Origin of the sequence: Bacillus sp. AM 13(2015), from assembly GCF_001518755.1 — a bacterium.
Classification (GTDB): domain Bacteria; phylum Bacillota; class Bacilli; order Bacillales; family Bacillaceae; genus Bacillus; species Bacillus safensis.
Genome location: NZ_LKCP01000026.1, coordinates 15,330 through 27,382 on the forward strand (window position 1 = coordinate 15,330; position 12,053 = coordinate 27,382).

General features: G+C 37.0%; 12 protein-coding genes and 2 pseudogenes. 13 read left to right on the forward strand and 1 reads right to left on the reverse strand.

Translation table 11 applies throughout. The features are described 5' to 3' along the window. Window positions 1-239 precede the first annotated feature (239 nt). Window positions 240-800, forward strand: a complete 561-nt coding sequence (locus AOQ70_RS03075; RefSeq protein ID WP_059374834.1) for a pentapeptide repeat-containing protein — start codon at window positions 240-242, stop codon at window positions 798-800. Window positions 801-955: 155 nt separating this feature from the next. On the opposite strand, the gene AOQ70_RS19075 is transcribed toward AOQ70_RS03075, so the two are convergent. Further along, window positions 956-1,081 (reverse strand): plantazolicin family TOMM peptide, encoded by a 126-nt coding sequence (locus tag AOQ70_RS19075; RefSeq protein WP_080701195.1) that lies wholly within the window; start codon window positions 1,079-1,081, stop codon window positions 956-958. 429 nt (window positions 1,082-1,510) lie between these two features. On the opposite strand from AOQ70_RS19075, the gene AOQ70_RS03080 reads away from it, so the two are divergent. The 12 genes and pseudogenes from AOQ70_RS03080 to AOQ70_RS03135 all read left to right on the forward strand — a co-directional run. After that, complete coding sequence (locus AOQ70_RS03080; protein WP_059374836.1) at window positions 1,511-2,218, forward strand: hypothetical protein; 708 nt, start codon at window positions 1,511-1,513, stop codon at window positions 2,216-2,218. A 13-nt stretch (window positions 2,219-2,231) separates the two neighbouring features. Continuing rightward, window positions 2,232-3,212: a TOMM precursor leader peptide-binding protein gene (locus AOQ70_RS03085; RefSeq protein ID WP_059374837.1), complete on the forward strand. Its 981-nt coding sequence runs from the start codon at window positions 2,232-2,234 to the stop codon at window positions 3,210-3,212. Between the two features lie 2 nt (window positions 3,213-3,214). Next, window positions 3,215-4,561 (forward strand): YcaO-like family protein, encoded by a 1,347-nt coding sequence (locus tag AOQ70_RS03090; RefSeq protein ID WP_039178632.1) that lies wholly within the window; start codon window positions 3,215-3,217, stop codon window positions 4,559-4,561. 24 nt (window positions 4,562-4,585) lie between these two features. Continuing rightward, the gene (locus AOQ70_RS03095; RefSeq protein WP_039178635.1) at window positions 4,586-5,395 is read left to right on the forward strand and encodes a SagB/ThcOx family dehydrogenase; all 810 of its coding nucleotides are present in this window, start codon (window positions 4,586-4,588) and stop codon (window positions 5,393-5,395) included. 4 nt (window positions 5,396-5,399) lie between these two features. After that, a complete protein-coding gene (locus tag AOQ70_RS03100) occupies window positions 5,400-6,074 on the forward strand; it encodes a CPBP family intramembrane glutamic endopeptidase (protein ID WP_039178639.1) in 675 nt (224 codons plus the stop codon). Window positions 6,075-6,099: 25 nt separating this feature from the next. Continuing rightward, entirely contained in the window at window positions 6,100-6,906 is an 807-nt protein-coding gene (locus AOQ70_RS03105; RefSeq protein WP_039178641.1) for a class I SAM-dependent methyltransferase, read from the forward strand. 522 nt (window positions 6,907-7,428) lie between these two features. Beyond that, window positions 7,429-7,902, forward strand: a complete 474-nt coding sequence (gene rimP / locus AOQ70_RS03110; RefSeq protein WP_003211398.1) for a ribosome maturation factor RimP — start codon at window positions 7,429-7,431, stop codon at window positions 7,900-7,902. A 32-nt stretch (window positions 7,903-7,934) separates the two neighbouring features. Further along, complete coding sequence (gene nusA, locus AOQ70_RS03115; protein ID WP_024424140.1) at window positions 7,935-9,050, forward strand: transcription termination factor NusA; 1,116 nt, start codon at window positions 7,935-7,937, stop codon at window positions 9,048-9,050. A gap of 15 nt (window positions 9,051-9,065) precedes the next feature. Then, window positions 9,066-9,350: an RNase P modulator RnpM gene (rnpM, locus tag AOQ70_RS03120; protein WP_024424139.1), complete on the forward strand. Its 285-nt coding sequence runs from the start codon at window positions 9,066-9,068 to the stop codon at window positions 9,348-9,350. Beyond that, window positions 9,343-9,645 (forward strand): YlxQ family RNA-binding protein, encoded by a 303-nt coding sequence (locus AOQ70_RS03125; protein WP_039178647.1) that lies wholly within the window; start codon window positions 9,343-9,345, stop codon window positions 9,643-9,645. Before rnpM ends, AOQ70_RS03125 begins: the two co-directional genes overlap by 8 nt. A 19-nt stretch (window positions 9,646-9,664) precedes the next feature. After that, window positions 9,665-11,788, forward strand: a pseudogene (gene infB, locus AOQ70_RS03130) (translation initiation factor IF-2). After that, window positions 11,785-12,053 (forward strand): annotated as a pseudogene (locus AOQ70_RS03135) (DUF503 domain-containing protein); the annotation flags it as partial. The pseudogenes infB and AOQ70_RS03135, both read left to right, overlap by 4 nt.

The window sequence follows — 12,053 nt, forward strand, 5'->3', positions numbered from 1 at the left end:
TCTAAAAATTTCAGTTAAAAGTTGATTTTAATCATTTATCTAAATTTCAAGTATGCCGGCTGTAAAAAAGGGAGTGAGGCAATGTTAAGTGAAGAGTTAGTACTGTATGTTGAAAGTTTTTTTCGGCCATATAAAAAAGACAAAACATATGAAGAAAAGAAAAAAGAATTATTAGAGCTGCTTGGCGACATTAAATAAAACTCGAAAATGATGGATTAAAAGAGGCAGAAGTTCAGGATATGCTTATTGAAAAGCTGAAATCAGGCGAAATAAGCACTGATAATCATACATTAGTAATTGATGATCATAACCGCGTAGTGCATGTGAAAAAAATATTTGTTAATGCTGATTTAGATTGGTTAACATTTATAAATGTTAAATATAAGTTGTGCGATTTTAAGGGGCTGTCGATTGAACAAAAAGTGATGAGTCATTCAGAGTTTAATGGGTGCTATCTAAAAAAAGTGAATATTAGCGATTCTGAAATTTCCTCATCTACCTTTGAAAAGAGTGATTTGAATCAATCTCATTTTGAACATTGTGAGATAAAGAATTCCTCTTTATATGGCTGTCATTTACCCAACGTTAGTATTGATGAATCATCTTTAATAAATGTTTCATTTGAAAATTGTTATTTTAAAAATATTTCTTTTGAGAATTCTAAATTAATAAATGTGAATTTTAAATCATGTACGATTAAAAAATTAAATTTTATTGGAGTGACAATGGATAAAATGACTTATCATATTTTAGAAGGAGAAGGGGCAAATTTAAGTGGTGTGGAAGTAATCGATATGTAATACAGCAGGGGCTATTGAGAAAATCTCAATAGCCTTTTATTTTGTTTTATTCACTATTTCTTGCTTAAACAAAAGATGCCCACACACCTAGCTAAGTCTGCTTCGCTAGGTGGCGAGCGATATTTTCAATGATATGTCGAAAAAACTAAAGTTGATTAGAAAGTTGAAGAACTTGAGATGATTGTTGTGCAAGTGCAGCGCGCAGCCATTGGTTCGAATAAATGTTGACCTTCCCCATGTACCTTAGCAGCCAAAGCAGTTGGGATTGTAATTTTAGTCATCTTTAGACCTCCTTATTTAAAATTTATCAACATAGATATGTAGTTGATATATTACATATGATGGTTCATAAGTCTTTATTTGTCAATGGATAAGTTTGAAAGTTTTATGTTTTCTGAAAAGTACGTTGATAAGACCAGGAGAGTGTGGTTTAATATGACTATGGAAAATAATACTATATTTAAAATTTTATGTATTTAAAGGATTTATATGGTCTCAATGTTGTTTTTTGTTGGAAGGGTGACGTTTATTTGGGTTGAATATTTTGGATATTTAGATATTAAGTTAAGTAAATGTGTGAAAATATTGAGATTACTAGTTATAAAGAACTCTAATAGAAGAATGAAATTTCTTTTATAAGTTGATTACCTTAGATTTCAACCTTTTTATTCCATTGGTGAGTCAAGAAAGAGAAAAGAGGGGGGCTGTTTATGAGTATTCATTATGTCGGGATTAGAGAACCAATAAAAGCCTATTTAGAGAAGATGAAAGTTGAGTATGAAGCCTATCCTGTTCAAATAATTGATTTGGGTGGAGCTGTTAGTTATGACAAAGAATACTTTATAAATAATACTGATTTTCAAACGGAAACGATTATTTTATCTAATAGAAGGCATACTGTCGAGGATGAACTAGGTTCTCTTGAAAGTGAATTATTGAAAATCTATCAGAATAGCATACTTTATAGGACATCACCGCTTGATATTAATATAGAACTTTATAGAGGATGGGCAGGTGCTACTGGTAAATTAATAACTGCATTTTCTCCCGAGGGAGTTAATTGGATCAATACAAAAGATGTTGTAAAGGCATGTTTGATCCCTAAACAGGATGTTAGGAATCGCGCTGGAAAGGCATATGATTTAACAGGACCAGAGTTAGTAAGTATGAGTAGGCTGAAGGATATTTTTGAAGAGGATTTAAACATGAAAATTGAATTGTATTGTAAAAGTAAAGAAGAGGTCATATCAATTTTGTCCCAGAACAATATGCCTTTAGACGTATTAGAATGGTTAGCCGAATTTCAAGAAGCTTCTTCTTCAAAACATTTACAGCCATTTACGAACACGCTGGAACAAATAATTGGTCACCCCCCAAATCGGGCACAATTATCTAAAATACAAATTAATTACTCTTAAGGAGGAATAATATATGTTTGTCAAAGACCAAGAAATGACGAGGTATAAATTAGCACCACACATTACGCTAGGTAAACTAGAAGACAGTTTGATTGGTTTAAAAGCACAAACTATCACCAAAATTGAAGGTGACGGAATTATTGAATTTATTCAAGAAATTTCTGATTATCTTACGGAAGATAATGGGGTTTCAATTAAAGAGCTTAAGGAGAATTTCGAAGTAGAGAGTGATCAATTAAAACATGTCCTCGAATTTTTAGTTGCGAACGGAATGTGTGTTAAGACGGATATGACCTTTGATTTAACTGCGCTTTTGTCTTATGAAAGAGCCGGTGGACAAGTATTGGTTGAAGATATACTAGATCGTTTAAAAACAGGGATTGTTGAAGTTATTACGCGAGATCATAACCCAGTTGCTGCTGAATTCATTCGTTATTTGCAAGAGGCGGGGCTACAAGTAGTGCTTAAAGGAGAATTAAATAAGCAGCCAGATATCAGGGTTGCTATTGGCAACTCTCATTTAGACCCGATTTTTGAAGAAATAAATGATCTGGCATTAGAAGACCACATCCCTTGGTTAAGCATTGTGCCATATGATGGACAGACATCGTGGGTAGGTCCATTTTTCTTGCCCCATCAATCAGCTTGTTTACATTGCTATAACCTTCGAAAATCAGCAAACTTTTCTGACGAAGTATTGCGATCAGACTTAATGAAAATAAAACCTATAAATCCTGAAAAGAAACCGGTTTATCATATGCCGATTAATTTAGTTCAAATCGGAATTGCAAGTAATTTAATTTTAGAATGGCTCACACTAAAAGATTACGCACCAAGTGCAACACCAGGTGGATTTACAACAATTAATTTAGATGATAAAGGTGTTTCATTTAATCATCATCGTGTTTATCGAGTTCCTAGATGCCCAAAGTGTTCCCCAGCTGCAGATACAGGTTTTCCTCAAGTTTGGTTTCATGGTGAGGTGAATAATTAATTATGGCTAATCAATGGACAACGTTAGAAGAGTCATGGGAAATACTCGACCAATTGGCAGATCCTTATGTTGGGATAGTCCGTAGAGAGTATAGAAAACTCAGAGATGTTGATGATATATGGGGTCATTCATATGGAGCGCATGGTACAGACAGTAATATTTTATTCGGGGTCCCATCGAATTCTTATAATGGGGGAGGATCTGCTAATCCAGCTGCAGCTAGATTAGCAGCAATAGGTGAAACGGTGGAAAGATATAGTGCCGCTTATTTACCTTTAAACTCTGATGTTGTATGTTTTGGTACTCAAAAGGACTTAGTCAATGAAGGCAAATCAGTAATTGGTTTTGATAAGTGGGAGATGTATGCTGTCACTCAATATGAAGATCCGAATTTTCCTCATGATAGATGGAATGAAGATACAAAATTATGGTGGAGAAAAGGTCATATTGCTGAAAATAATGAAGAAGTTTGGACGCCTGCTCAATTAATTCATATTGCAAACTATACTGAGTGGCCAGGAGACCCCAATATTGGTCATGCAACTAGTAATGGCCTAGCTTGTGGTATTACATATCAAGAAGCGGCAATCTCAGGTTTATTTGAAACAATTGAAAGAGATGCATTTATGCTTACTTGGTACAATAAGTTAAGTTTACCCAAGATTGATATTAATACTTCCCCTAGATTAAAACATTTCTATGAAAGATATATTAAACCTACTTCTCTTGATTTGCATTTAGTAGACATGAGCATTTTTTCTGGTGTTCCTACTATTTTGGCAGTAATAAGAAATCCTCATACAGATTTAGCTCCATTTGCTATTGGCGCTGCCTCGGCTCATTCAATTGAAAGAGCATGTGAGAAAGCTGCAATAGAGGGAATGTATACAAGAACTTGGGTGAAAACAGAACAACGATTAGGGAACGCCTTAGTGGATGTAGATTATTATCGTGATATTAACAGTTTTGAAGATCATATTAAACTATATGCGGGAACAGCTATTGTGAAAGAAGCTGATTTTTTAACAGCGAGTGAGAAATTAGTGGACGTTAAAAACTATGCACCGTTTGATGATCGTTCTCCAGACATTTTATGGACTAACCTTGTCAGTCATTTATCAAACCAAGGATATCATGTGGCAACTTTTGATTTAACCAGCCCTGACATAAAAGATGCTGGTGCCTATGTCGTAAAATCAATTATTCCTGGATATAAACCGATTGACGTTCTTTATAGAGGTAGAATGTTGGGCGGAGAACGAATTTTAAAACATTCTTATCATTTAGGTTTAGTAGATAAACCTTTTAAGTTAGAAGAACTGAATCCAATTCCGCATCCATTTCCTTAATATCGTAGAAAGGTGATTAAATATATGAATAGTATTGAAAGACATGCTACTAATTTGGCTGATGTTGTGTATGGAAACGAAGCATTACGGTTTGATGATCCTTCTGAAAATTGGTTTGAGGCAACAAAAATCTATAGAGGCTCAATGGCATGGGACGCACCTGGTGTTGCAGGGCTGCTTCGATCTCAAACTTTGCAAAAGATTGCTACACATGCAAGTAAAAGGTTTGATGATCTACCTTTAATTTCACTACCTAAACCATTAAATACAAATATTTCTTTAGACGATGTCATTAAGGGACGAAGAAGTGCAGATTATTTTAGCGGGGGGAGTGTTTCATTAGAACAACTCTCAACAGTTTTACAGAAGAGTTATGGATTGGTAGAACGTAAAGAAGGACCTAGACGCCCTATACCCTCTGGCGGGGCACTTTATCCTCTAGATCTATTTATTGTAGCAAGCAAAGTCGATTCTTTAGACAAAGGTGTTTATCATTTCGATCCGTATAGAAAAGGATTGACTAAAATGGGTGATTACTCTGAAAAAGAATTTGAGAAAATAATGCTACAAGAAGAATCCGTTCAAGATTTTGCATTTGCTGTAGTCATTTCAGCTAATTTTTGGCGTTCTCGATTTAAATATGGACATCGTTCTTATCGCTTCGTTTTTATGGAGGCAGGACATGTCATGCAAAATATGATTTTGCTATCTACTGCACAGAAGATTAATAGTCGACCATTCGGAGGGTTTATCGATGATGAGTTAATGGAACTGATTGGTGGATTTAATGGAGTAGATGATGCCCCAATTTATACATTGATTGCGGGTACTTAAATAGATGATTTCAATGGTAGCAGCTTTAGGGATCCTCATTCACTTTTTGGGTCCCTTAAGCTCAAAAATGGTTATCAAAATCAAAAGAGATAAACCAATATCCGTTCGAAAGTTCATAACATATATCACTCCTCAGAGGAGCTATGATGGATTCACGATTATTGGAGCTTCTATATGCTGTGGAGCATTTTCTCAAGAGCTCTTAGCTGAAATTTCTCATAAACAAAATGTGTATGGTATTTTATTCTTCTTTTTATTAGGTATCCTATTACCGTCAGTTATATGGAAATTAAAAAAGAAAGTTGTTGCATTTAGAGGCAGATATGTTGTCAATGTTGATTCAATCTTTTTTCTTCCATTAACTGCTCTATCAGAAGAATTAATTTGGCGGTTCTTTCTTCCGTTATTATTACTAACAAATTTTGTGGAATCTGCAGCGGTATCTTTCTGTATCAGTTCAATAGGATTTATCTTGCTGCATATACCAATAGGCGGTGTTAAGTCTATTGCTTATATGTCGCTTTTTACATTAATCACAGTTATTTCATACTTAACATTCGGTATTTTAGCAGCGATAGCATTTCATATTTCACATAATCTGTTCATTCATTTTTTTCAACCTCGCAAAATAAAGAACTTCAAAACGAAACCTCCCGTATTATCTGAAACTGATTGGTGAGGCTTTAATAAAGGTGGTAAACCCTGTGATAATACAAGAAAAGATGAAAGAGCTTAAAGAAAAAAGAGCTCTGGCTCAGTCATGGTTTTTGGATCCAGAAAAAAGAAAAATAAGTTCAAATTATGATAATCGAGAAACACCATTTACTCGATGTCTATCAGCTGAAACTTTCATTTCTTATTATCAACTAATATTCAAAAAAACACCTGCTTCTATTTTAGATATAGGATGTGGACAAGGGCAGATGCTTGAGTATGTATCTAAGCAATTACCTCTAGCTGATTTGACTGGAATTGATTCATCTGAAGAAGCCATACATTGTGCAAAAAAATTAAATATAAAAGCTAATTTTATTTGTACGGATATCAAAAATTTTTCATCACATGCGAAAAGTTATGATGTGATTTTGATACATCTGTGTTTTGGTCTATTTGAAGATCCTTTAGCATTATTAGAACAGTTACTTCCTTATTTATCAAATGAATCGATTATTTATATAGTTGATTTAAATCGAGATAGTATAGAAAGTGGATTGAGTTCAGTTCAGAACAAAGAAGAAGAGCTGTATTTATATGATCAATATCACGCCTCATTGACATTATCTGAGTTCGAGCAGTTACTCACCTATATGACCAAAACTAGAAAGGATATGACGTATAAGATTGGTACTTCTATAATTGGAGGATTTAGCCCATTTAGTATGGAATTTTTATCGTTAATAGGAAATGAAAATTTACAACAAACGTTAAGACAGGTTCCAGGTGAATATAACAGTTCAGCACAGAATGCGCCTTTACTTTTACATGCATGGCTTATTAAACAGTCTGGATAAATAACGCCATATAAACATGGTTCTTTCTTTCGTGTGAAGGTTATCCGTTCACTGCAACACTCTTTTCTTCTATATGAATAACCATTCTGTATCATACAAAATGCTTTTTCGAAATAGAAATGACTTAGTGTAGATGTTACTTTCTTTCAAAGGGAGCTCTGTTCTTCGCTCATTGCTTACACCTGCAGTATGACCAGCCCGTTCTGTTCAGAGTGGTTTCCATTCATATATAAAGGAAGAGAGAGGTATTAATCGTAGTGAACATGCTGTAGTAACTGATGAACGAGTACCTATTATAAGGAGGAACTTCATTTGCATAAAAAAATTGGATATGGTATAGTTTTTATGGAAATGCTAACGATTACCGAGACAAGAGTGGGGAAACCCGCTCTTTTGTATTGAACAGGCAATTTTTGTCTCGACATTATTCATCCGTTTTCTGCTCCCCCTGCTCACATAAAGCAGGGTTTTTATGCAGAATAATTGATAAGAGCGTTTATCGAAAGCACAAGGAGGAAGAGAATGAGCAAAAAAGTAGTGGATGTCGTAAGCGAAATGGTGCAGCCAATTTTAGATGGCTTACAGCTTGAACTCGTTGATGTTGAATTTGTCAAAGAGGGTCAAAACTGGTTCCTTCGCGTGTTTATTGACTCTGATAAAGGTGTCGATATCGAAGAGTGTGCCAAAGTGAGCGAAGCCTTGAGCGAAAAGCTTGATGAGGCAGATCCGATTAGCCAAAACTACTTTCTTGAAGTGTCCTCTCCTGGAGCGGAGCGCCCATTAAAGAAAAAAGCTGATTTTGAAAAAGCACTTGGAAAAAATGTTTTCATGAAAACATATGAACCAATTGATGGTGAAAAAGCATTTGAAGGTGAGCTTACAAGCTTTGATGGTGAGATTGCAACAGTGACAGTGAAGATCAAGACAAGAAAGAAAGAGATCAATATTCCATACGAAAAAATAGCTAACGCAAGATTAGCAGTTTCGTTCAATTAACCTTTTCATTGATATAAGGGGGAACCATAAAAATGAGTAGTGAGTTGTTAGATGCCCTGACTGTTCTTGAGAAAGAGAAGGGTATTAGTAAAGAAATTATAATTGAAGCGATAGAAGCTGCACTCATTTCTGCATATAAGCGTAATTTTAATCAAGCACAAAATGTTCGTGTTGATTTAAACCGCGAAACGGGAACGATTCGTGTGTTCGCAAGAAAAGATGTTGTAGATGAAGTGTATGATTCTCGCCTTGAAATCTCTGTAGATGATGCAGCCAATATTAACCCGAATTACATGGTGGGTGACGTCGTTGAGATTGAAGTCACACCAAAAGACTTCGGGCGCATTGCAGCTCAGACAGCGAAACAAGTTGTGACGCAGCGAGTGAGAGAAGCAGAGCGTGGTGTGATCTACACTGAGTTTATCGACCGCGAGGAAGACATTATGACGGGAATCGTTCAGCGAATTGACAGTAAATTCATTTACGTGTCACTTGGCAAAATCGAAGCCCTTCTTCCTGTCAATGAACAAATGCCAAATGAAGAATACAAACCTCATGACCGCATTAAAGTGTTCATTACAAAAGTAGAAAAAACAACAAAAGGGCCACAAATTTATGTGTCTAGAACACATCCAGGTCTTTTAAAGCGTTTATTTGAAATTGAAGTACCAGAAATTTATGATGGTACTGTAGAGCTTAAATCGGTTGCTAGAGAAGCTGGAGACCGTTCTAAAATATCTGTTCGTACAGATGATCCTGATGTTGATCCAGTTGGCTCCTGTGTTGGACCAAAAGGTCAGCGTGTACAAGCAATTGTCAATGAGCTAAAAGGCGAAAAAATTGATATTGTCCATTGGTCTAATGACCCGGTTGAATTTGTTGCCAATGCACTGAGTCCATCAAAAGTACTTGATGTCATTGTGAATGAAGAAGACAAGGCGACAACAGTCATTGTCCCTGATTATCAGCTGTCATTAGCGATTGGTAAAAGAGGTCAAAATGCTCGTCTTGCAGCGAAGCTGACCAGCTGGAAAATTGACATTAAAAGCGAAACAGATGCAAGGGAACTCGGTATTTTCCCAAGAACTGAAGACTCTGAATCTCTTTTCTTAGAGGCTGAACCAGTAGCTGAGGAATCTGACGAATAAGAGGTGATATAAAAGGTGAAAAGCCGAAAAAAAATCCCGCTTAGAAAATGCGTCGTGACGGGAGAAATGAAACCAAAGAAAGAACTGATCCGTGTTGTTCGTTCGAAAGAAGGAGAAGTGTCTGTTGACGCTACCGGAAAAATGAACGGACGCGGAGCTTACCTTTCTCTCGATAAAGAAACCATTCTTGCGGCAAAGAACAAACGCAGTTTACAGCAGCAATTTCAGACACAGATTGACGAACACATATTTGAAGAATTACTAGAACTAGCTGAAAAGGTGAAAAAACCTAATGAATGAATCTGAATGGTATCCTTTGCTTGGTCTAGCAAATCGAGCTCGTAAAGTCGTGTCAGGAGAAGATCTGGTGATCAAAGAAATTAGACATGCGCGTGCTAAGCTGGTTCTTCTTGCAGCAGATGCCTCACCTAACACAGAAAAAAAGGTATCTGACAAATGCAAATTTTATAATGTTCCGGTTAGAAAAGTTGAAGACCGTTCCGTTCTCGGACGTTCTATTGGGAAAGAAGCTCGCGTAGTTGTCGCTGTCACTGACCAAGGCTTCGCTAAGAAGCTCATAAGCTTGCTCGATTAATTTATTTGGGGGTGAACGAATGGCTAAAGTGAGAGTATATGAATACGCAAAAGCCATAGATGTTTCAAGTAAAGATATTATAGCAGCGCTTAAGGATATGAACGTGGAAGTGAACAACCACATGGCGACGCTTGAAGACGACACTGTGAAAAAGCTAGACGCTATCTATAAAAAAGCCAAAGCAAAAGAGACAACTAACGAGAAACCCGCAGAACAAAAAAAACAATCATCTAACAAAAACAATGATAGAAAGAAGAATGACGTGCAGAATAATCAATTTAATAAAAAACAAAAAAAACAACAACCAAAACAAAAACAAAAAATAAAACGCGGTGGAAATAACAAACCGCAGCATCAGCAAGCTAGACCTGTGAAGCCTAAAAAAGAGCTTCCTGAAAAAATTGAATTTACAAATTCAATGACCGTCGGCCAGCTGGCTGATGAGCTTGGAAAAGAAACAGCTGAAATCATCAAAAAGCTGATGATGCTTGGTGTCATGGCAACGATCAACCAAGAACTTGACAAAGATACAGTTGAATTAATCGCTTCTGAATATGGTGTTCCAGTAGAGGAAGTCATTATTTTAGAAGAAACTGAACTTGAAAAGTATGAAGTTGAAGATAAAGAAGAAGATATGCAAGTACGCCCTCCAGTTGTAACGATCATGGGACACGTTGACCACGGAAAAACAACTCTTCTTGACAGCATTCGTAAGACAAAAGTCGTCGAAGGCGAAGCAGGTGGAATCACGCAGCATATCGGTGCATACCAAATCGAAGAAAATGGCAAAAAAATTACGTTCCTTGATACACCTGGACACGCAGCATTCACAACGATGCGTGCACGTGGTGCCGAAGTAACGGATACGACAATTCTGGTTGTTGCAGCAGATGATGGTGTTATGCCTCAGACAATTGAAGCGATTAACCATGCGAAAGCGGCAGAAGTGCCAATCATTGTCGCTGTCAATAAAATTGACAAACCAACAGCAAACCCTGACCGCGTGATGCAGGAATTAACTGAGCATGGTCTTGTACCAGAAGCTTGGGGCGGGGAAACGATCTTCGTGCCACTATCTGCAAAAACAGGTGAAGGCATTGACGAATTGATCGAAATGATCCTTCTTGTCAGCGAAGTAGCAGAATTGAAAGCCAACCCAAATCGTGCGGCAAAAGGGACTGTTATCGAGGCTGAGCTTGATAAAGGAAGAGGTTCTGTTGCAACCCTTCTTGTTCAAACAGGTACCCTTCAAGTAGGTGACCCAATCGTTGTCGGAAATACATTTGGCCGTGTACGTGCAATGGTCAATGATATCGGCCGCCGCGTGAAAACAGCAGGACCATCTACACCTGTTGAAATCACTGGTTTAAACGATGTACCGAATGCAGGGGATCAGTTCCTCGTATTCAAAGATGAAAAAACAGCTCGTCAAGTTGGTGAGGCGCGTGCTTCTAAACAGCTGGACGAACAGCGTTCAGACAAAGCAAAATTATCTCTAGACGACCTATTTGAGCAAATCAAACAAGGTGACGTAAAAGATATCAACTTGATCGTGAAAGCAGACGTACAAGGCTCTGCTGAAGCATTAACGGCAGCTCTACAAAAAATTGAAGTCGAAGGCGTAAAAGTGAAAATCATCCATACGGGTGTTGGAGCGATTACAGAATCAGACATCATTTTAGCAAGTGCTTCTAATGCCATCGTAATCGGCTTTAACGTACGCCCTGATGGAAATGCGAAGAGCACAGCTGAAACAGAAAACGTAGATATCCGCTTGCACCGCATTATCTATAAAGTCATCGATGAAATTGAAGCTGCGATGAAAGGGATGCTTGACCCTGAATATGAAGAAAAAGTCATCGGTCAAGTTGAAGTTCGTCAAACGTTTAAAGTATCTAAAATCGGTACAATTGCTGGCGGCTATGTGACTGAAGGAACGATTACAAGAGATAGCGGAATCCGCTTAATCCGTGACGGCGTCGTTATTTTCGAAGGCGAAGTTGACGTATTAAAACGATTTAAAGATGATGTGAAAGAAGTTTCACAAGGCTATGAATGTGGTATTACCATTAAGAAATACAATGATATCCGTGAAGGTGATGTTATGGAATCATTCGTTATGCAAGAAATCGAAAGAAAATGATCGGTTATACCGAATGTGAGTGCATGATCTATGATGCATCCTCACTGAAGGAAAAACGTGCGGTTCTTCAGCGTATATTGACAAGAACGCGTCATAAATTCAATGTAACCATTGCTGAAATGGATTACCAGGATACATGGCAGCGTACATCAATTGGAATCGCCGTGATTTCCTCATCTCGGGTTCAAGTGGAAAAGGAACTTCAGCGTGTATTAATSTTATCGATTCTTTTCCAGAAATTGAACGAACGATCACGAAAACTGAG